This is a genomic window from Bradyrhizobium sp. CFUWI, from assembly GCF_056429085.1.
The window spans coordinates 491,832-512,769 of the sequence record NZ_JBWJZE010000002.1; the positions used below are offsets into that span (position 1 = coordinate 491,832).

General features: G+C 64.9%; 19 protein-coding genes. 11 read left to right on the forward strand and 8 right to left on the reverse strand.

What is annotated here, in order from left to right:
• Positions 1–15: 15 nt before the first annotated feature.
• The 3 genes from AC066S_RS06040 to AC066S_RS06050 form a co-directional block, all read right to left on the reverse strand.
• Complete coding sequence (locus tag AC066S_RS06040) at positions 16–1,500, reverse strand: sensor histidine kinase (RefSeq protein ID WP_478269175.1); 1,485 nt, start codon at positions 1,498–1,500, stop codon at positions 16–18.
• A 165-nt stretch (positions 1,501–1,665) separates the two neighbouring features.
• The gene (locus AC066S_RS06045; RefSeq protein WP_478269176.1) at positions 1,666–4,797 is read right to left on the reverse strand and encodes an efflux RND transporter permease subunit; all 3,132 of its coding nucleotides are present in this window, start codon (positions 4,795–4,797) and stop codon (positions 1,666–1,668) included.
• Positions 4,794–5,966: an efflux RND transporter periplasmic adaptor subunit gene (locus AC066S_RS06050; RefSeq protein ID WP_135168168.1), complete on the reverse strand. Its 1,173-nt coding sequence runs from the start codon at positions 5,964–5,966 to the stop codon at positions 4,794–4,796. Before AC066S_RS06050 ends, AC066S_RS06045 begins: the two co-directional genes overlap by 4 nt.
• Positions 5,967–5,993: 27 nt before the next feature.
• On the opposite strand from AC066S_RS06050, the gene AC066S_RS06055 reads away from it, so the two are divergent.
• Complete coding sequence (locus tag AC066S_RS06055) at positions 5,994–6,641, forward strand: hypothetical protein (RefSeq protein WP_478269177.1); 648 nt, start codon at positions 5,994–5,996, stop codon at positions 6,639–6,641.
• A gap of 9 nt (positions 6,642–6,650) precedes the next feature.
• Here the strand turns inward: AC066S_RS06055 and AC066S_RS06060 are convergent, their stop codons facing one another.
• Positions 6,651–6,992 carry a hypothetical protein gene (locus tag AC066S_RS06060; RefSeq protein WP_478269178.1) on the reverse strand — a complete coding sequence of 114 codons (342 nt, stop codon included), beginning with the start codon at positions 6,990–6,992 and terminating at the stop codon, positions 6,651–6,653.
• Positions 6,993–7,305: 313 nt separating this feature from the next.
• Here AC066S_RS06060 and AC066S_RS06065 point away from each other — a divergent pair, with 313 nt between their 5' ends.
• The 10 genes from AC066S_RS06065 to AC066S_RS06110 all read left to right on the forward strand — a co-directional run bounded on the left by AC066S_RS06065 (position 7,306) and on the right by AC066S_RS06110 (position 16,101).
• Positions 7,306–8,091, forward strand: coding sequence for an alpha/beta hydrolase (locus tag AC066S_RS06065; RefSeq protein ID WP_135168170.1), 786 nt, complete (start codon positions 7,306–7,308; stop codon positions 8,089–8,091).
• A 98-nt stretch (positions 8,092–8,189) separates the two neighbouring features.
• Entirely contained in the window at positions 8,190–9,059 is an 870-nt protein-coding gene (locus tag AC066S_RS06070; RefSeq protein ID WP_478269179.1) for an MBL fold metallo-hydrolase, read from the forward strand.
• Positions 9,056–10,702, forward strand: coding sequence for a malonate decarboxylase subunit alpha (mdcA, locus tag AC066S_RS06075; protein WP_478269180.1), 1,647 nt, complete (start codon positions 9,056–9,058; stop codon positions 10,700–10,702). Before AC066S_RS06070 ends, mdcA begins: the two co-directional genes overlap by 4 nt.
• Positions 10,703–10,711: 9 nt before the next feature.
• Positions 10,712–11,029, forward strand: coding sequence for a malonate decarboxylase acyl carrier protein (mdcC, locus tag AC066S_RS06080; protein ID WP_126256120.1), 318 nt, complete (start codon positions 10,712–10,714; stop codon positions 11,027–11,029).
• Complete coding sequence (locus tag AC066S_RS06085; protein ID WP_478269181.1) at positions 11,026–11,964, forward strand: biotin-independent malonate decarboxylase subunit beta; 939 nt, start codon at positions 11,026–11,028, stop codon at positions 11,962–11,964. Before mdcC ends, AC066S_RS06085 begins: the two co-directional genes overlap by 4 nt.
• The gene (mdcE, locus tag AC066S_RS06090; RefSeq protein ID WP_478269182.1) at positions 11,951–12,673 is read left to right on the forward strand and encodes a biotin-independent malonate decarboxylase subunit gamma; all 723 of its coding nucleotides are present in this window, start codon (positions 11,951–11,953) and stop codon (positions 12,671–12,673) included. The genes AC066S_RS06085 and mdcE overlap by 14 nt, the downstream gene beginning before the upstream one ends.
• Positions 12,648–13,328 (forward strand): malonate decarboxylase holo-[acyl-carrier-protein] synthase, encoded by a 681-nt coding sequence (gene mdcG / locus AC066S_RS06095; RefSeq protein WP_478269326.1) that lies wholly within the window; start codon positions 12,648–12,650, stop codon positions 13,326–13,328. The genes mdcE and mdcG overlap by 26 nt, the downstream gene beginning before the upstream one ends.
• Positions 13,325–14,206 (forward strand): triphosphoribosyl-dephospho-CoA synthase MdcB, encoded by an 882-nt coding sequence (gene mdcB / locus AC066S_RS06100; RefSeq protein ID WP_126256116.1) that lies wholly within the window; start codon positions 13,325–13,327, stop codon positions 14,204–14,206. The genes mdcG and mdcB overlap by 4 nt, the downstream gene beginning before the upstream one ends.
• Entirely contained in the window at positions 14,203–15,153 is a 951-nt protein-coding gene (locus AC066S_RS06105; RefSeq protein WP_126256115.1) for an AEC family transporter, read from the forward strand. The genes mdcB and AC066S_RS06105 overlap by 4 nt, the downstream gene beginning before the upstream one ends.
• Before the next feature lie 9 nt (positions 15,154–15,162).
• The gene (locus AC066S_RS06110; RefSeq protein ID WP_126256114.1) at positions 15,163–16,101 is read left to right on the forward strand and encodes an acyltransferase domain-containing protein; all 939 of its coding nucleotides are present in this window, start codon (positions 15,163–15,165) and stop codon (positions 16,099–16,101) included.
• Between the two features lie 219 nt (positions 16,102–16,320).
• Here the strand turns inward: AC066S_RS06110 and AC066S_RS06115 are convergent, their stop codons facing one another.
• From AC066S_RS06115 to AC066S_RS06130, 4 genes are all read right to left on the reverse strand, one after another.
• Positions 16,321–17,337, reverse strand: coding sequence for a helix-turn-helix domain-containing protein (locus tag AC066S_RS06115; protein ID WP_167767340.1), 1,017 nt, complete (start codon positions 17,335–17,337; stop codon positions 16,321–16,323).
• Positions 17,338–17,861: 524 nt separating this feature from the next.
• On the reverse strand, positions 17,862–18,239 hold the full coding sequence (locus AC066S_RS06120) for a response regulator transcription factor (RefSeq protein WP_135168174.1): 378 nt from the start codon (positions 18,237–18,239) through the stop codon (positions 17,862–17,864).
• A 102-nt stretch (positions 18,240–18,341) separates the two neighbouring features.
• The gene (locus tag AC066S_RS06125) at positions 18,342–19,013 is read right to left on the reverse strand and encodes a response regulator transcription factor (protein ID WP_126256111.1); all 672 of its coding nucleotides are present in this window, start codon (positions 19,011–19,013) and stop codon (positions 18,342–18,344) included.
• Positions 19,010–20,887: a PAS domain-containing sensor histidine kinase gene (locus AC066S_RS06130; protein WP_478269183.1), complete on the reverse strand. Its 1,878-nt coding sequence runs from the start codon at positions 20,885–20,887 to the stop codon at positions 19,010–19,012. The genes AC066S_RS06125 and AC066S_RS06130 overlap by 4 nt, the downstream gene beginning before the upstream one ends.
• Between the last annotated feature and the right edge of the window lie 51 nt (positions 20,888–20,938).

Sequence of the window (20,938 nt, forward strand, 5' to 3'; positions counted from 1 at the left end):
CTGGAAAGGTCGCGGTCACGTATCGGCGTGGAGGTCGCAGCGCGGCAAATCCGCCGGGGCGGCGATCGGCAGCGTGAACCAGAAGCGAGCGCCGCCATTCGCCCCATGGCCTTCGGCGCCGATCCGGCCGCCATGCGCTTCGACGATCGACCGGCAGATCGGCAGTCCCATGCCCATTCCGCTGTCCTTGGTCGTGAAGAAGCTTTCAAACAGTCGGTCGACATGTTCGGTGGCGATGCCGGGACCGTTGTCCTCCACGGAGCAGCATAATGTGGTCGCGTCCTGCGTGACCGTGCTGATGACGATCCTGCGATCATCATATCCTGCTTGCGTCATCGCCTGCACCGCGTTGATGGCTAGATTGACGATCACCTGCTGGAGCTGGGTGCGGTCACCGAGCACCTGCGGCGCGCTCGGATCGGGCCGGTGCAGGATCGTCACCGCGCGGGATTCGAGTTCATGGCGGAGGAAGACAAGCGCTTCGCGAATGATTTCGTCGAATGACAGGGATGCCTGCTCCGGAGGTCTCCGGGAAGCCATCCCGCGAATGCGCGCCACGATGTTCGCCGCCCGCTGCGCGTCTACGACGATGTTCTCGATGGTCTTGCGGATCTCGACGATATCGGGAGTGGGCCTATTCAGCCATCGCAGCCCGGCGGCGCCATTGGTGGCGATGGCTGCGAGGGGCTGATTGACTTCGTGGGCGATCGATGCGGTGAGCTCGCCGAGCATCGAGACCCGCGCGGCATGCGCGAACTCGGCCTGTACCTGCTGGAGCTTCTGCTGGGCGCGAAGACGCTGTGAGATGTCGATCGTGCCGACCAGGCTTATTTCGAGATCATTGATAGGGCCGACGCGCGCGGTCGTGAAGAGAACGTCGACGATTCGACCGTCCCACGTGACCATCTTGGTCTCTTCCTCGAAGTTCGTCTCGCCGCGATAGCGGGACTCCATCGCGCGGCGGAACGTATCGGGCCGTTCCCTCCAGGTATCCGCCATGGAACGTCCGACGAAGCCGTCGACGCCTCCCCCGAACATCTGGACGGCCCGCTCGTTGGCCTCCTGAAACGTGAGCGCATCCATGCAGGTGCGGAGGAATTCGGGATGGTTGTCGAAATAGGCGCCGAGGTCCTTCACGCCTTCGGCGCGCAATTTGCGGAACAGCACGACCAGCCCGCTGGCGTCGAGCTGCCGGAGTGCGATCGGCATGCGGCTGAACAGCTGGCGGTAGCGCTGCTCGCTCCGCTCCAGCTCGGCATTGGTCTTCCTCTGCGCGGCGATGGTCAGGCTGATCACCACGAGCGAAGCGGCAATGGAGTCGGCGAATGCGATCGCGGTGAAACTGTAGCCGAGCAGGGAAGAAGCAAACGAGAACAAGCTGAGCGTAACACTGCCCCAGGCCCACAGCGGAGCGCCGTCCCGAACGGGCCGACCGGCGAGCACACGGCGCCACCACCGCTGGGGCTTTATGGGAGTGGAGCCATCCAGGCGTTCGAGCATGCGAGAGGTCTAACTCGCCGACGAGGAGTCGTCTTCTGTGTTTGGGCCGGTCCTTTGTCAAAACGCACGAGACCGCGATCGGGTTACGCCCGGCATCACATGGCCGACCGTCATCCCGGGCGTGACGGTCACCAGTTTTCGGCGGTCATGCCGGTCGTCACTTTCTCAAGCGGATTCATGGCTCAATTCCGTCTCGGTCGTGGATGGGGTGGATGTCTTGGCGGCCTGCGGCTTGCGTCCGGTGAACCAGTTGCCGAGCCGGTCGAGATAGAGATAGACGACGGGCGTGGTGTAGAGCGTCAGGATCTGCGACAGCATCAGCCCGCCGACGATCGTGTAGCCGAGCGGCTGGCGCAGCTCCGCGCCGGTGCCCGTGCCGATCATCAGCGGCACACCGCCAAGCAGTGCGGCCATGGTCGTCATCAGGATCGGACGGAAGCGCAGCGTGCAGGCCTGGTAGATCGCCTCTTCCGGGCTGAGCCCCTGCTGGCGCTCCACCTCGAGGGCGAAATCGACCAGCATGATGCCGTTCTTCTTGACGATGCCGATCAGCAGGATGATGCCGATGATGGCGATGACGCTGAGATCCATGTGGACAGCCAGCAGCAGTGCGCCAATGCCGGCCGACGGCAGCGTCGACAGGATCGTGATCGGGTGGATCAGGCTCTCATAGAGCACGCCGAGGATGATGTAGATCACGATCAGCGCCGCGCCGATCAATAGCGGCGTGCCCGACAGGGAGGACTGGAACGCCTGCGCATTGCCCTGGAAAGAGGTCGACAGCGAGGCGGGCTTGCCGGTGCTCTTCTCAATGTTCTGGATCGCCGTCACCGCATCGCCCAATGCGACGCCGGGCTTCAGGTTGAACGAGATCGTCACCGAGGGAAACAGGCTCTGGTGGTTGATCAGGATCGGCGCCGGCTTGATGACGGCATGGACCAGCGTGCTGAGCGGGACCTGCTGGCCGCTGGCCGAGTTCAGGTAGATGTCCTTGAGCGCTTCGGGCCCGTACTGGAAGCGTGGATCGACTTCCATCACGACGTGGTACTGGTTCAGCGAGGTGAACATCGTGGAGACGATGCGCTGGCCGAACGCGTCGTCGAGGGCATTGTCGATCGTCGTGGGCAGGATGCCGAAGCTCGATGCGACCTCGCGATTGACGGTGACCTCCAGCCTCGGGCCGGCATTGGCCTGGTCGCTCGCGACGTCGGTGATGAGGTCGAGCGCGCGGAGTTTTGTCAGGAAGGTCGCCGACCAGTTGGTGAGCTCGTTGGAATCGGCATCAGTCAGCGTGTACTGATACTGCGTCTTCGACAGCCGTGCGCCGATGGTGATGTCCTGCGCGGCCTGCATGTAGAGCCTGATGCCCTGGATGTGGGCGAGCCGGGGCCCCAGCCGCTCGATCACCTGATCGGCGCTGGCCTTGCGCTCGGGCTTCGGCTTCAGGACGATGAAGATGCGTCCCTGGTTGAGCGTCGCGGTCGGGCCGCCCGGGCCGATATAACTCGCCACCGACTGCACCGCCGGATCCTTCGAGAGGATGTCGACGATCGCCTGCTGGCGCTCGGACATCGCGGGGAAGGAGATGTCCTGCGCGGCTTCGGTGATGCCGACGATCTGGCCGGTGTCCTGCTGCGGGAAGAAACCTTTCGGAATGATCACGTAGAGGTAGCCGGTCAGTGCGATGGTCGAGAGCATGACGAGCAGCGTCGCGAAGCGATGCCGCAGCACCACGCGCAAGCCCCGCGCGTAGAGCGCAAGCAGGGCATCGAAGCCGTGTTCGAACAGGAGATAGATCCGGCCGTGCTTCCTGCGCGAATCGTCCTTCAGGAGGCGCGCGCACATCATCGGCGTCAGTGTGAGCGAAATGACCAGCGACAGCAGCAGCGCGGCGGTGATCGTGATGGCAAATTCCTGGAACAGCTTGCCGACGTAGCCGCCCATCAGGAAGAGCGGGATGAACACCGCGATCAGCGACAGGGTGATGGAGACGATCGTGAAGCCGATCTCGGCGGAGCCCTTGAGCGCGGCCTCCATCGGCGTCATGCCCTGTTCGAGATGGCGCACGATATTCTCGATGACCACGACCGCATCGTCGACCACGAAGCCGACGGCGATCGACAGAGCCATCAGCGAGAGGTTGTCGAGGCTGTAGCCGAGCACATAGAGCACCGCGAACGTCCCGACCAGCGCCAGGGGAACAGTGATGGCCGGAATGACCGTGGCCCAGAAATTCCGCAGGAACAGGAATATGACCATCACCACCAATGCAACCGTCAGCATCAGCGTGAATTGGACGTCGGAGACCGCGGCGCGGATGGTGGCGGTCCGGTCGGCGGCGATCGTCACCTTGATCGCCGGTGGAACGGAGGCTTGCAGCTGCGGCAGCAGCTTCTTGATGCGGTCGACGGTCTCGATCACGTTGGCGCCGGGAACGCGCTGCACTGCAAGGATGATGGCGGGATCCTTGCCGTACCAGCCGGCCAGGAGGTCGTTCTCGGGCCCCTCGATCGCCGTGCCGATGTCGCGTATCCGCACCGGCGAGCCATTGCGATACGCGATGATGAGGTCTTCGTAAGCAGAGGGTTTCAGCAGCTGGTCATTGGTGTTCAGCGTGTAGGTAACGCGCGGGCTGTTGAGCGTGCCCTTGGGCAGGTCGACATTGGCGCCGGCGATGACGTTGCGGACGTCTTCGAGGCCGATGCCGCGGGCGGCAAGCGCCTGCGGATTGACGCGAACACGGATCGCGGGTTTCTGCTGGCCGCCGATGCCGACGAGGCCCACGCCCGGCACCTGCGAGATCTTCGGCAGCAGGATGTTTTCCGCATAGGCGTCGACCGTGGTCAGCGGCAGCGAGTCCGACGTCAGCGCGATCAGCATGATCGGCGTCTCCGCCGGATTCACCTTCCGGATCGTCGGCGGGTAGGGGATGTTCGGCGGCAGGAAGGGGCTCGCGGCGTTGATCGCGGCCAGCACGTCCACCGCGGCGCTGTCCACCGTCCGCGACAGCTCGAATTGCACCGTGAGCTGGGCCACGCCGAGTGCACTGGACGAGGTGAGCTGGGTGATGCCGGGGATCTGGCTGAGCTGCTGTTCGAGCGGCGTGGCGAGCGACGAGGCGATCGTTCCCGGGTCCGCGCCGGGCAGTTGCGCGGAGATCTGGATGGTCGGGTAGTTGACGTTCGGCAGCGCGCCGACCGGCAGCAGCGGATAGGCCGCAAGGCCGCACAGCAATAAGCCCGCCATCAGCAGAGCGGTTGCGATCGGCCGCAGGATGAAGGGCGCGGAAATGTTCATGGGATTGCGTCCTGCACGGCGCTCTGCAGGTCGGCTTCCTGCGCAGCTTTGCCATGCAGTTCCCGGACGCGACTGCCTTCCGTCAGCCGATACTGGCCGTCGACCACGACCACGTCGCCTGATTTCAGCCCCTGGTCGATCAGTGCCTGACCATTACTGATCTGTGCAACGTGAACAGGGCGCAAGGTCGCCGTCTGGCCATCGGTCACGACATAGACATAGCTGCCGTTCGGTCCCTGCTGCACGGCCGAGCCCGCGACGGTGAGCGCGTCTTTCCGAATTTCGAGCAGCAGGCGCGCGTTCACAAGCTGGCCCGGCCACAGCCGGTGCTCACGATTCGGGAACACCGCCTTGAGCTGGACGGTGCCGGTCGTCCCTGCGATCTCGTTGTTGACCAGCAGCAGCGTGCCTTCGTCGAGCTTCGTCTTGTTGTCCTGGCTGTAGGCGATGACCTTCAGCTCGCCCTTTGCGGCATGCTGCTGGATCACGGGCAGATCCGTCTGCGGCAGGGTGAACAGCATCGAGATCGGCTCGATCTGGGTGACGACGACGAGACCGTTCGGGTCGGTCGGATGGATCACGTTGCCGACATCGATCTGGCGAACGCCCGTGATGCCGGGAATGGCCGAGGTCAGGCGCGTGTAGCTGAGCTGGACATTGGCCTGATCGATCAGCGCCTGGTCGGCCTTCACGGCGGCTTTGAGCTGCGCCACCTGCGCCGTCTGCGTCTCGATCAGTTGCGGGGTCGCGTAGCCCTTGTCGCCAAGCTGATTGTAGCGGGAGAGATTGGCCTCGGCATTGACGAGCTGTGCCTGGTCCCTGTCGCGGTTGGCCGTCAGCTGCTCGATCTGCGCCTCGTAGGGACGCGGATCGATCTGGGCGAGCAGGTCGCCGGCCTTGACGGTCTGTCCCTCGGTGAAGGCGATCTTGACGATCTGCCCCTGGATCTGGCTGCGCACGACGTCGGTGTTGAAGGCAATCACCGTGCCGATGCCGCGCAGATAGATAGGAACGTCCTTGCCGGTGACGCTGGCGGCGACCACCGGCACGGCGGCGGGCACGGGCGCGGCCGCCACTGCCGGCTTCCGGTCGGTGCCGAAGAACCAGAGGCCTGCGCCAGCCAGGATCGCGGCAAGAGTAACAAGCGCAATGGTGATGTTCCGTTTCACGGCGATGTTCCTTCTTGATCTCAGGGATTGCCGGAGCCGTCGATCGAAGTCGTGCCGCCCATGGACGTGGGGCCGGGCACCGGCACGGACGGACTGATTCCGGCGCCGCCGATCTCGGTGGAGCCCAGCGGAATTCCGACCCGGCCGACTGTCGATGTCGAGGGCAGGGACGAGACCGCTGAAGTGCTGCCGGCGCAATTGGTCGATGAGGTGCCGGACAGCCCGCCGCCGTCGAACAATGCTCCGGAGGATGAGGCATTGCCGGACCCGGCGCAGGCGGTCGTGCTTTGCGCGGGATTAAGCGGAGAGATGCCCGGCGTTGCGATTTCGGTCGATCCCAACGGAATGCCGACAGGCCGCGTGGATTGCGGGTTGAGGGGAGACGTCGTGAGCATGCCGGCAGGCGGTTGCATTCCTGGCATCGTTGTTTGCGCGATGGACGCAGTCGAGACCAGCCAAAGGAGGCCGCTCGCAAGCAAGGTACCGGAATGCATCGAGGAGAATCGGCGCGATCGGGATTTCCGTCCGCCGGCGTTGTTTGATGGATGCTGTTTTTGCATGGAACAAAACTCCCCTGACGGCGATCGAACAATAGAAAGGTGTGTGAGCGCGGGTATTTCCAGAACGCACGTCCTGCTGCCCGGCCGCACGGCGACGCCTCGCCATCGGCCTTGAAGTCCTTCGCTACCTCAGGATGGCCCGCGCGTGTGCGACCTCCCGGCTGCACGCGGCGATGTCGCCGGTGCGATCGGCGGTGCGCGCGCGATCGAGCGAATCGAGCGCGTCGGTGAAGTCGATGCCGTTGCCGCCTTCGGTTTCGGCGAGCGAGCGCGGCGTCGGTTGATGGCTGCGCAACGCGCCGAGGCTCTCCGGCTGCCAGCCGTGAGAGCCCGCATCCTTTTCTATGGCCAGATCGAGTTGTGCCTGGGTTTGCGCGATGTCATCCGCGCAGGCTCCTGCATGAGCCGGCATGGTTGCGCATAGCAGGGCGAAGAGAGCGGCGCTGCACTTTGCGATGGATGTCATTGTTCGATCCTATGCTTGGATTTCGAGAGACGTCATGAACGTTGTCGTGAATGACAGAGCGCGTATCGATCGTCTTTCGCCTACGAACGTCGGCCGTTCACGCTCGCGCGAGATTCCTGTCACGAATGTCAGTGGGCATGACGTGGGCCTTCTGCTTGAATGCATCTCTCAACCCGGCCGTGTCCGGAGGGCGCGCGAACAACGATCGTCGCGCGTCCCGGCGTGCGAAGTGGCAAGGACAGTTGTTTGCCGAAATACGTAAGCCAGTTATCGAAACTAGTGTCTCGTCATCCCAACCTGGAGTGATCCTGACATGAAACACCTCAACGCAGGCCTCGCCTTCGTCGCCGCTCTCTCTCTATTCTCGACCGTCGCACCGGCGCGCGCCGAGCCCCTGAAGAACATCGTCCTGGTGCACGGCGCCTGGGTGGATGGGTCCGGCTGGAAGCCGGTCTACGAGATCCTGACCAAGGAAGGCTTCCGCGTCACCATGGTGCAGGAGCCCGAGACCTCGTTCGCCGACGACGTCACGGCGACGAAGCGCATCCTCGATCTCCAGGATGGCCCGACGCTTCTCGTCGGTCACAGCTACGGTGGCTCGATCATCACCGAGGCCGGCGTCCACCCCAACGTCGTCGGCCTGGTCTACGTCGCCGCGCACGCGCCCGACGTCGGCGAGGACGAATCTGCGCTCGGCAAGAAGACGCCGAGCGTGCTTGGAAAGACCGAAGGCGTCATCAAGGTCACGCCCGACAAGTTCACCTATCTCGATCCCGTGCAATTCCCGAAACTGTTTGCGCCGGATCTGCCGCGCGAGCGGGCAGAGTTCGTCGCGCGCTCGCAGGTCCCGGCCGCGACCCAGGTGTTCAGCACGCCGCTGACGGCGGCGGCGTGGAAGACCAAGCCGAGCTGGGGCATCGTCGCCGGCAACGACCAGATCATCAATCCGGATCTGGAGCGCTGGTACTACGAGCGCGCCAAGAGCAAGACCACCGTGATCCCGGGCGCCAGCCACTCGGTCTACGAGTCGCGTCCGAAGGAAGTGGCGGCGGTCATCACCCGCGCCGCGCGCAGCATCCAGCAGCCGGTCACACGTTGACAACGCTTCTGCCGGTCCTGACGCACGATCGGCGGAAGGTAGGCCGGCGGGAGTGACAATACTCCCGCCGGTCCGACTGTCCAATCAGGAGAATTCCGATGAACGCGATCGAGACGACCGGCACTGCCCTGAACTGGAAGGCGACGACAGTGAAGCGGGCCGGACTGAGCCGCGACTTGCCGTCCGGCAATCCGGAGCTGATGTGGGTCGCGAATTCGTCGACACTGATCTACGGGGAGCGGGATGCAGTCCTTGTCGACACGTTCCTTACCGCCGGGCAGTCGAAAACGTTACTGGACTGGGTCGCGTCGTGTGGTCGAGATCTGACCACGATCTATGTGACGCACGGCCACGGGGATCATTTCTTCGGTCTGGCACCGCTGCTTGACCGCTTTCCGCAGGCAAAAGCCGTTGCCGTTCCCGAGGTCGTCAACGAGATGAAGGCGCAGCTCGCGCCGGAGTCGCTCGACGGTTTCTGGCGCAAGCGCTTTCCAGGGGAGATAGCCGACGAACTGGTCGCGGCGGAGCCGCTGGCGGGCGGCGGATTCACGCTCGAGGGACACGAGCTCGTCGTCATCGACATGGGACGAACCGATACGGCGCGCTCCACCGCCCTTCATGTCCCGTCGCTCGACCTGATCGTCGCCGGCGACACCGTCTACAATGGCATTCATCCTTATCTCGCCGAAACCGATACGCAGAGCCGGCTGGAATGGATTGCCGCGCTCGACCGGCTCGAGGCGTTGAAACCGCGATTCGTGGTGGCCGGGCACAAGAAGCCGGATAATGACGACGACCCGCGCAACATCGCGGAAACCCGCCGATACCTGTTCGATTTCAACCGCCTCGATAAGGCGACGGCGTCACCGCGCGAGCTCTACGAGGCGATGCTCGCGCTCCATCCCGATCGTGCGAATCCGGGATCGCTCTGGAGCGGGGCCAACGCCGCAAAGGGGCAGAGGTCATGACGAGCTGGCAGAACAACCGCGCCGCGCGTGATGCCCGTATCGCGGCGGCGGCTGGCCTTGCCCGCGGCAAAGTCGTTGAGGCGCAGGATGCGACGCGCCTGCTGGAGGCCGTGATCCGGCCGGGCGACCGGGTTTGCCTGGAGGGCGACAACCAGAAGCAGGCGGATCTCTTGAGCCGCGCGCTGCTGGCGGTTGATCTGTCCAAGGTCAACGATCTGCACATGGTGCAGTCGGGTGTCGTTCTTCCCGAACATCTGGACCTGTTCGACCGCGGGGTCGCGAAGCGGCTCGACTATGCCTATTCCGGACCGCAAGCGGCGCGCATCGCGCGCATGCTGTTCGGCGGCAAGATCGAGCTGGGCGCGGTCCATACCTATCTCGAACTGTTCGCCCGCTACTTCATCGACCTCACGCCGCACGTCGCGCTGATCGCCGCCGTCAGCGCCGACCGGGAGGGAAATCTCTATACCGGCCCGAACACCGAGGACACCCCGACCGTGGTCGAGGCGACGGCGTTCAAGGACGGTATCGTGATCGCCCAGGTCAACGAGATCGTCGAGCAGGTTCCGCGGGTCGACATCCCGGAGGACCGTGTCCACTTCATCGTCAAGGCCGACAAGCCGTTCTTCGTCGAGCCGTTGTTCACGCGCGATCCGGCCGCGATCACGGAAGGCCAGATCCTGACCGCGATGCTCGCCATCAAGGGCATCTATGCGCCCTATGGCGTGCAACGGCTCAATCACGGCATCGGCTTCAGCACGGCCGCGATCGAGCTCCTGCTGCCGACATTCGGCGAGAGGCTGGGGCTGAAGGGCAAGATCGCGACCCACTTCGCGCTAAATCCCCATCCCGCTCTCATTCCCGCGATCGAATCCGGCTGGGTGCGGCAGATCCACTCGTTCGGGTCGGAGGTCGGCATGGATGACTATATCCGCGCCAGATCCGACGTGTACTTCACCGGTCCCGACGGCTCATTGCGCTCCAACCGCGCCTTCTGTCAGACCGCCGGGCTCTATGCCTGCGACATGTTCATCGGCTCCACGTTGCAGATTGATCTGCAAGGGAATTCGTCGACCGTCACCGCCTCGCGCATTGCAGGCTTCGGCGGCGCCCCGAACATGGGAGCGGATGCCCGTGGACGGCGTCATCCGAGCGAGCCCTGGCTGAGGGCTGGAGCGGAGGCCGATCCGGACGGCCCGGCACTGATGCGCCGCGGTCGCAAGCTGGTCGTGCAGATTGGCGAGACGTTCGGCGACAAGAATGTGCCGCTGTTCGTCGAGAAGCTCGATGCGATCGAGCTCGCCGAGAAGCTGAAGCTCGATCTCGCGCCGGTCATGATCTATGGCGACGACGTCACGCACATCGTCACCGAAGAGGGCGTCGCAAACCTGTTGCTGTGCCGCACCGCGCAAGAGCGCGAGCAGGCCATCCGCGGCGTTTCCGGCTACACCGACGTCGGCCGTCGGCGGGACCACGGCATGGTCTCGCGCCTGCGCGAGCGGGGCGTGATCCGGCGGCCGGAAGATCTCGGCATCAATCCGCTCGATGCCGATCGCAGCCTGCTGGCGGCGCGCTCGATCAAGGATCTCGTGCGCTGGTCGGGCGGCCTGTACGCACCCCCGTCGAAATTCAGGAACTGGTGAGGACGCGCCATGGAAGATCTCAGCTTTCGACATCCGGTCCGCGCCCGCGCGAGTGGCGCCAGGCGAAGTGCGATTGTCGGCGTCGTCGCCTCGGGCAATCTGGAGGTGCTGGTGGAGCGTGTGCTGCCGGACGCGGAATGTGCCATCGAGATCAAGACCGCGGCGGTCGGCTTCGGTGAGGTCTGGAGTGCCGTGATCGGCGATTTCGTCGAGCGCTATTCACCTGGCGGGCTGAAGTTCTCGATCAATGACGGCGGCGCGCGTCCTGATACGGTCTCGCTTCGGCTGGCGCAGGCGGTGCGATTGATCGCGGAGAACGGCCAATGACCGCGCCGCTCAAGGATCTCACCCCGGCCGAACGGGCCCGCAGCACCAGCTTCTACGAGGCGTCGGCCCGCACGCGGCTGGAGTTGCTGCTCGACGCCGGCAGCTTCGTCGAGTTCATCGGGCCGGAACAGCGCGAGGTCAGCCCGCATCTGAAGATCTTCGATCTTCCCGAGCAGTTCGACGACGGCATCGTCGTCGGTCACGGCCGCCTCGACGGCTCGCCCGTGTTCGTCGCCGCGCAGGAGGGGCGCTTCATGGGTGGCGCCTTCGGCGAGGTGCACGGCGCCAAGCTGACGGGGCTGCTCCGCGCCGCGCGCCAGATCGGCTCGATCCCCGTCCTGATCCTGTTCGATACCGGCGGAGTCAGGTTGCAGGAAGCCAATGCCGGCGAGCTTGCCATCGCCGAGATCATGCGCGCCGTGATGGAAGCGCGCAGCGCCGGTGTGAAGGTCATCGGTCTGATCGGCGGCAGGTCCGGATGCTATGGCGGCGGCGGCTTGATCGCGGGCTGTTGCTCCGCGCTTGCCGTCTCGGAGCCGGGGCGCATCGCGGTGTCGGGTCCCGAAGTCATCGAGACCAACCGCGGCGTCGAGGAGTTCGACTCGCGCGATCGTGCCCTGGTCTGGCGGACGATGGGCGGCAAGCACCGCCGCCTGCTCGGCGCCGCCGATGTCTTCGCTGACGACAATGTGCAGGATTTTCGCGAGGCCGCGCTGAAGCTGATCGGCTTGGTCGGACCTTTCGGTTTCGACAGGCTAAAGGCCGAACAGGAGCGGCTTGCCGGCCGGCTGCGCAGCTTCGGTGCTTGTGGAGATTCCGTCGACATCTGGACGGCGGAAGGCATCGCGGACGCTCAAGCCGTTCCGGAGCTTCCGGCCGATGAGTTCATTGCCCTTGCCAACCGGATCGGGAGGACCAGTCGTGACGCTCGATGATATCATCGCCTCGCTCTTTCCCGACGGTCATGACGTGAGGAACGACAAGGGCGTTATCCACGGCTCGGCGACGCTGCGATCCGGCAGCCGGATGCTCGTCCTTGGTGTTGCAGACCGGACTGCGCTGGGCGTCGACGAGGCGATCAAATTGTCCGGCCATGTTCTGGAGTCGATCGGCCGGGGCTCCGGGCCGATCCTGGTGCTCGTCGACAGCGACAGCCAGCGCATGAGCAAGCGTGACGAATTGCTCGGGCTGAATGAATTCCTCGCGCATCTGGCGAAGGTGCTGATCCACGCGGACATGAACGGCCGCCCGACCATCGGTCTTCTCTACGATCACTCGGCTGCGGGCGCGCTGCTTGCGACTGGCCTTGCAACGCGCGTGCTGGTCGGACTGCCCGGCGCCGATCCCGCGGTGATGGACCTGCCGTCGATGGCGAAGGTCACCAAGCTGTCGATGGACGCGCTTGAGGAGAAGGCGAAGTCGACGCCGGTGTTCGCGCCGGGCCTGTCCAATCTCGCACAAATGGGTGCCGTCCACATGACATGGAGCAATGCCACCTCGCTCGCCGACCAGTTGGAGGCGTTGCTGGCCGGCATGCCGGCCGCGCAGGATCGGCGGGATGCGCTCGGCAAGGAACGTGGTGGCCGGCTGAAGGCCGCCGAGATAGCGGAGCGTGTTCGTGACCTGGCCCTGCAAGCACGGTGAACGTCCACCCGGTCGTCACGACCTCGTCTTCGTCAGCCCTGAAGGATGGCGCGCGACGCTGGATGCACGCGACGATCTTGCGACGAATTCCCTTCTCACGCACTGGCCCAAAATGAGATGGCCGACGATCAGGCGGCGCGCGTTGCCATCCGAGACAACCGGCCTCGCATTAGGGCTGCCATTGCCGCCCTCGGCCGGCAAGACGCGGCTCTCTCTTCTAATTGACATCGACCACGTCGCCTCCGTCGCGAGGCCGCCGTTGCTGCGCCAGACGCGTCCCTACGCGCCGCGGAGCTGGTGGCCCACGCTCGACCGGCTCGACGAACTGGCGCTTCGCCATTCGGTGGATGCTCGCGTGTTCGGCAGCCTCGCCTGGCAGTCGTTGACCGGGCTCGACTACGTGACCGCCAGTTCCGATCTCGATGTCCTGCTCGAGTTTCGCCGCGAGACCGATCTTGATCGTCTCGCCGCCGACGTGGCCGCGATCGAGGCCGGCGCACCGATGCGGATTGACGGCGAGTTGATGGGCGCTGATGGCACTGCGATCAACTGGCGCGAACTCCATGGCGGCACGAGCGAACTGCTGGTTAAGAGCATCGAGCGCGTGGTCTTGCTCGGCAGGCATCAATTCATTTCGGGAGCGATGGCATCATGATCACGACGGCCGCAAGAGGCGTGGAACGGCCGGTGCTGCGCCAGGCGCAGATCGCGCCCAATGTCTCTGCCATCGGCGCCGTCGCCGCCGACTGCCTCATCAAGGAGCTCGAAACCTGGCCGAAGCCGGGGCTCGTCAGTCATGTCGACAATGGCAGTCACGACGACATGGACGCGGGCACGTTTCGTCGCAGCGCTGCGGCCATCAGGCCCTATCTGCAACGCCTGGCCGATGCGGGCGCGCTTGGCTGCGGTATGGGGCGGCTGCGGATCATCGGCCTGGAGGCGGAACGCGCCATGCTCGCGGCGACGTCGGGGGTCAACACCCATCGTGGCGCGATCTTCGGGCTCGGCCTGCTGTGCGCGGCGGCCGGCGCCAAAGCCGGCGGGTTGGTTGATTCCGGGCTTCCGCTTGGCGATGTCGTGGCGCGCCTCTGGGGCGACAGCATCCTCGATGGTCCGGTGCTGCTGCACAGCCATGGCAGCTTGGCTCGCCGCCGCTTTGGCGCGGGCGGTGCGCGTATCGAGGCTGCGAGCGGATTTCCCAGCGTCTACGGGATCGGCTTGCCGGCCTTGCGGAGAGCGACGCCTGTCGTGCCGGAGGATGCGGAAGCCGCCCGGGTCGAGGCGTGCTTTGCCCTGATCGCATCCGTCGAAGACACCAATCTCCTGCATCGTGGCGGGCCCGTCGGCCTCCGCTTTGCGCATGATGCGGCGCGGAGCTTCATCGCATCAGGCGGCGTCGACGCGCCCGGCTGGCGTGCGCGGGCGCAGTCGATCCACGACAGCTTCGTCGCCCGCCGTCTCAGCCCGGGTGGATCGGCCGACCTGCTTGCAATGACGCTCTTCGTCGACGCCCACGAAAGGCCGATTCCATGATGTCCAACGCGATCCTGATGGCGCTGGGGCCGGTCTTCTTCGTTCTATTGCTGGGATATGCCGCCGGAAAATTTCATATCGTCGACAATCTTCACGTCGACGCCCTCAACGCACTTGTGATGGATTTTGCGTTGCCGGCCTCGCTGTTCGCCGCGACCGCCTCGGCGTCGCGCCGCGAGATGATTGAGCAGATCCCGCTCTTCCTGGTGCTCGGCGTGACGATGCTGCTGCTCTATCTCGCCTGGTATTTTGCCGCACGTGGGTTCTCCAAGGTCTCCCGGTCGGAGGCGTCGTTACAGGCGTTGACCATCGGCTTTCCGAATCTCGCCGGCGTGGGCCTTCCGATCATGACGTCAGTCGTGGGGCCGGCCGGCACTGTCCCGGTTGCCGTTGCATTGGCGGCGGGCTCGATCCTCATCAGCCCGCTGACGCTGATCATGGCGGAAATGGGCGCCGCCAAGGCTCGCGGCGAACAAATGACGGCGCGGCAGGTCCTGACGGCAATCCGGCGCGCGATCACCAAGCCGGTGGTGCTCGCGCCCGCGCTTGGCATTCTGTTCTCGTTGTCGGATGTGAGCCTCGACGCGCTCGCGCATGCGAGCCTCGCGCTGATCGGAAGTTCGGCCGCGGGCGTCGCCCTGTTCCTCACTGGAGCCATTCTGTCGGCGCAGTCGTTTCGGCTGGATTGGAAAATCACAGCTGCAACGGTGGCCTCGGACATCGTCCGGCCGCTGCTGGCTGTTGCGGTCATTCGCGTCATTCCGGTCGCGCAGGATGCCGCGAAGACGGCCATTCTGCTTGCCGCCGTACCCTCCGGCTTTTTCGGAATCCTGTTCGCGGTCAACTACCGGCTGGATTCCGCAAGGGCAGGGTCCATGGTTATTGCGAGCACGGCATTTAGCGTCGTGACCCTGGCGATTGCCATCGCAGTGCTCTTTCCCCGCTAGGCTGCGCCCATGACACTCGCCATCCTTTGCTCGGGGCAAGGCAGGCAGCATCGGAACATGTTCGCTCTCACGGGCGATGCGCCGGAAGCCGCGCAGCTGTTTGCGCACGCGGCGGCCTTGCTCGGCGGCAGGGATCCGCGCGATTTCGTGCGCGGCGAAGCCGATGAGGCCCTGCATCGCAACCGTGCCGGCCAGATTCTCTGCACCTTGCAGCCGCTCGCCGCGGCGAGCGCGCTCGCAGATGTCGTCCCACATGGCGTCATCATTGCCGGCTATAGCGTCGGCGAGGTCGCGGCCTGGGGTGTCGGCGGTTTGTTCGATGCGACCGCCACGCTCGATCTCGTGGCGCGCCGCGCGGAGGTCATGGATGCGGCCACGCGCGCCGGCGACGGGCTGATCTTTGTTCGCGGTCTTTCGCGAGAGGAGATCGGTCACCTTTGCGAGCGTCACGGCGCAGCGATCGCCATCGTCAATCCCGGCGATGCCTTTGTCATAGGCGGCGGCCGTGAGGCGCTGAGCAGGATTGCCGAAGACGCGCGGACGATGCACGCCGCAAGGATCGTCGCGTTGCCGGTTGAAGTCGCCTCCCACACCAAACGGCTCGCCGTTGCGTCTGCCGTCTTTCGTAAGACCTTGCGCCAGGCATCGGTGATGTTCCCGCCGAGGAGCGGAGCGCGCATTCTGAGCGGAATCGATGCCGCTCCGGTCGTCTCGCTCGAAACCGGCTTCGACAAACTTGCCGCGCAGATTTCGCAAACCGTGCAATGGGCAGATTGCCTGCAAGCCTGTGTCGAAGCGGGCGCGACGGGGTTTCTCGAGCTCGGGCCGGGACATGCGCTCAGCGGCATGGCCGCGGAAATCGGGAGCGGACTGTCGGCTCGCTCGCTGGATGATTTCAGGAGTCTTCAGGGCGTCCGCGCCTGGGCTGCGCGTCACCTGAGCGGCTAGCGCCGCCAGGTTCTGAAGAGACGGTGCCGCCGATCGTGCCGCGCTGTCAAAAAAGCGGGCCGTCCTTTGGGGGAGGACGGCCCCTAGATGCTCGAATGCCCAGGGAGGAGGGAGGCTCGAGCGGTGACTTGGGGGTCTCAGTCACCTAACACGCACAGCATCGCCGATCCCGCAACCAATGTATTTCACGAACCCCGGCTGTTTTTCATTTTGCATGATTCACGAGAAGCCTGCGGGCAGCACGCAGGACATGACCTTGCATGTCGAAGCTGGATCGCCGCCTGAGAGCCTGGACGCAGCCGATGCGTTCCGACTGGCGCAGCGCCAGCGCGCGGGCGTGTCACCTGTGATCCGCTTGAAGACGGTCGAGAAATGCGCCTGGGTGCAGAAGCCGACGGTCAGCGCCACCTCGGCGAGGGCCGTCTCGGAATTCAACAGCAGCGATTTCGCGCGCTCGATGCGCTGATGCAGCAGATACTCGCGCGGCCGATATCCCGTCGCGGCGCGAAACTGGGCCGCGAAGTGCATCCGGGACAGTCCCGCGATCTTGGCAAGCTCCGACAGGCTGATGCAGTGATCGAAGTGCGTCCCGACATATTCCTGGACGCGCCGCAGCCGCCATTTCGGCAAGGCATTGACCTTCGCTTGAGGAAGTGCGCGTCGGGCAAGGTGCATTGCCAGCGCCTGGCCGATGCAGCGCGCGAATTCCCGGTCGGCGGAATGGCTGCGTTCGATCAGTGCCTTCGCAAGCTGCTCGGCGAAGGGGTCTCGGAGCAGGACGAGGTCGTTGAGGCCTTCGGCCGAAGCACGTCCTGTTCCAGGCCGTAAAGGCGGAAAATAGCGGCTGGCGGAGACGTGGAAGTGCAGGAAGTCGCACGGCGCGTGGAACTGCGCACTGAGCTGCTGCGACGGTGCGCCGATATACAGCGTGCCTGCCGGCATGACGCCGTCGAAAATGGTGTGACGGCCTCTGGTCAGTTTGGCGCGGGTCGTCTTCAAGGCGATGGCGAAGAAGTATCGGTCGGGAGGCGTGGTCGCTTCTTCGTGCCTTATGCCTGTTTGCGTGCAGGTCCAGCGCGAGATCGTGACGTCCTCGGGCAAGGTGCCCGCACGTTGGTCGGGCTGGCGCCACTTTCGTTCGAGGGGGAATGCGCGGGTCTCCCGCGGGGAATCAGGGTCGCGCCGGCCGGGTTGATACGTCAACCGGGCGCCGGCCGCTTGCATATCGGTGAGCATTGTTCGTCCCGTCTCTTGGATTCTGCTGCCGTCGTGACGGCGGCCGAATGCAAATGGTCCATGCTCGAACGATAGGTGCGATCTCGTCGCTGGGCTCGTTAAGGATGCTTAAGCGGTATTAGATTTTGCAAATGCGGGAGGTGCGACCGCATGTCGCAAAAAGTGCAATTGAACCAAAGGGATCAAACACATGTGCGGTGGGGTGTGATGTTAGGGCGCAGCACACCGGACGAGAGGTGCATGCGACACCTTCTCATCCGGTCGGGGCTGCCTCGTCCAACTCAGGGCAGGCGTGGCGAAGCGTCGATGCCGGGTGTCAGTCCGGCTGCGATCTTGTCTGCCGGCGGAACAGCGCGTTCGCGCCAATACGCGGCGGACGTCCTGCGCCGAACAGATCGGCGACGGGCGGCCGATCTCGCGAAGTCGGCGTCGAATATGAGGTTTGCCGGGCCTGCCGGTATTTCCGGTCCACTAACCTGCTTGCCGGAATGCACGTCCGGTTGGGACGAGGGCCGTCTTGCGGACTACGGCGCGTGGCCTGCCAGCGCCTCTTCAAGGCGGCGGATGATCTCGTCGCCGCTGGAGGGCTTGCCGAGATAGCAATGCGCGCCTGCGGCCATTACGCGCTGGCGCACATTTTCACTCGGAAACGCCGTCATGAAGATGATCGGGAAATGGCGGCCCGCGGCAATCAGCCGGGCCTGCAACTCATCGCCGGTGATGACAGGCATCTGGACGTCGGCGATCATGCACGCCGGATCGTCCCCCGGCGCCTGCCTCAGGAAGTCCATGCCGGATTCGTAGGCCCGGGCCTCGTAGCCGATCGAGCGCACGAGGCTCGCAAGCGACGCGCGAACGCCTTCGTCATCATCCACGATCGCAATCACCGGGGTTTTGGCCATTAGCGCACAATCCTGACCGCGGTGTTCCGCAAGGAGGGTATCTCCCTTTGCACGGCCGATGAAGCCGTATATGCACCCGGAGCAGCCCGGCCGGAATTATACTCAGGTGTGGTCCGTCGTCCTGCGGGTCTGGGAAACCCCGAGCGCCTCGGCCTTGCGGACGAGGTCGGCCAGCGACCGGACCTCCATCTTGCGCATGACGTTCCCGCGGTGGATCTTGACCGTGATCTCGCTGAGACCGATCAGGGCGGCGACCTGCTTGTTCATCAGGCCGGCAGTGACATGGCCCATCACCTCGCGCTCGCGCGCCGTCAAGGTCTCGTATTGGGCGCGGATATCCTCCTTGGTGGCGGCTTCGGCACGGTGCTGCGCATCGCGCTCGAGCGCCGCGGTCACCGCATCGAGCATGTCCTGGTCGCGAAACGGCTTGGCGAGGAAATCGACCGCGCCGGCCTTCATGGCACGCACCGACATCGGGATGTCGCCGTGGCCGGTCATGAAGATGATCGGATATCTGATACCCTGCCGGACGAGCTGGCTTTGCAGGTCGAGCCCGCTCACACCGGGAAGACGGACGTCCAGCACGATGCAGCCGGGGCCGTCCGGCAGCGCGCCGCCGAGCAGTTCGGCGGGCGATGCAAACAGGCGCGTCTCGAGGCCGACGGATCGGAACAGGCTGTCGAGCGAGGCGCGGATCCCCGCATCGTCATCGACGATGATGACGACTGAGTTGAAGGGTTGGGCCGGCGGTCGCGCTTGATCTGGTCGTGTCATGGTCGGATGTGTTCTTGGCTGTATGGCAGTGTCAGACGGAAGGTCGCGCCCGCGCCGGGCGTACTCTCGACCGACAACAGGCCGCCGTGAGCTTCCACCGTCGTTCGGCAGATCGCAAGTCCCATGCCCATTCCGCCGCGCTTCGTCGTGAAGAACGGATTGAACAGCCGCGGCATGTCTTCAGGCCTGATGCCGGGGCCGCTGTCCCGCACGGTGATGGCGAGATGCTCCCCGTCGACTGCATTGGCGCGCAGCTTGACGGTGCGGGAACCCGGCTGGCCCGACATGGCCTGGCCGGCATTGACCAGCAGATTGACGAGCACCTGCTGAAGCTGGATCCGGTCGCCGCAGATGGGCTTCAGGCCATGCTCGACCTCGAAGGTGAGGACGACGTCGTCATTGGCGAGCTCCCGCGCGACCAGAAGGGCCGCTTCCTCGATGATCTCGGCGATATCGAGACTGTCCTGCTCGGCAGGGGCCTTCTTCAGGAAGGTCCGGATGCGCGCCACGATCTCGCTGGCACGGCGGCCTTCCGCGACGATTTGGACGATCGTGGCCCCTACCTCGTGAAGATCAGGCACCTCGCGCCGCAGCCAGCGCAGGCCGGCCTCGCCACTGGTGACGATCGCCGCCAGCGGCTGATTAACCTCGTGGGCAATGGAGGCGGTGAGCTCGCCGAGGGTAGCGACGCGCGCGGCATGGGCGAGCTCCGCTTGCGCCGCGAGCAAGGCATCCTGCGCCTGCTTGCGCTCGGTGATGTCGACGACGAAGGCGAGCACGTTGCGATCGCCGTCGGGCCCGGACGGAAAAGTGATCGTGAACAGCACGGGAACCTTGCCTCCGTCAAGCCTGACAAGCTCGGTCTCGCCTTCGTAGAACGGCTCCGCTTCCGCGAACGCGACCAAGGCTCCGAGGAAACTGCGGTCGTCCTCGCCGAGAAGCCGGTCCACATTCTCGATGAAGGCGGAGGCGCCGTTTGATCCTGCCATCTTTTGCAGGGCCGGATTGACGTCGGTGATTCTGGCGAGCCGCCGGGCCTCCCGGACGAAATCGGGATGTTGTGCCAGATAGTCGCGCAAGCCGGCTCCTGCGGTGTCCAGCGATTGCAGCGCGGCCCGGAGATCGCTCCAGTCTTCTTGGACCACGCCGATCCGGCTGGCGTCGAACATCCGGCGGTATCGCTGCTCGCTCTGGACCAGCGCGCTGTGTGCGGCGACACGATCGGTGACGTCGGTATGCGTTTCGAGAACCCCGACGGGCTTGCCGAGACGGTCGTGCTGCAAGGCCCATCGGGCATCGACGGTGAGCACCGCACCGTCTTTCGTTCGCTGCTGCACGCGGCCTTCCCACCGGCCGGTGTCGAGCAGGCCCGCTTCGATGATTTCGCGCCGGTCGGGATAGGTAGTTCGCAGAAGCTTGTCGGCGAGCTGACCGAGCGCCTCGTCCGACGACCAGCCATAGGCCTGCTCGGCGGTCTTGTTCCAGAAGGTGACCACGCCGCCGCGATCCCTGACGAAGATCATGTCATGCGAAAGGTTGAGCAGGCGTGCCTGCGCCGCGAGGCGCTTCGTTGCCGCGTGATTCTGTAGCGCCAGCAAGGTTGTGATCCCGATCGCCGCAAGGCTCACCAGTGCGCGAACGGCGGGCGAGGCGATGCTCTCCAGATCGTGGGACAGCAGATAGGCGACAATCGTCAGGACCACACAGCCGACCGCGGCAATGATCGTATCGTCGCGCCGGTTGGTCTTGGCCGCGAGCAGGATCGCGACGACATAGAGAACCGCGACCGCGCCCTCGAGCGGCGTCAGCACGTCAACCAGGAAAACCGCGACGGCGAGGACGGCGGACCAGAACCGCAAGCCGGCGTGGCTCATGGATGAACCCGTGGTCCGATCATGAGTCGTCATCGTCGCTGGCTGTCGTTC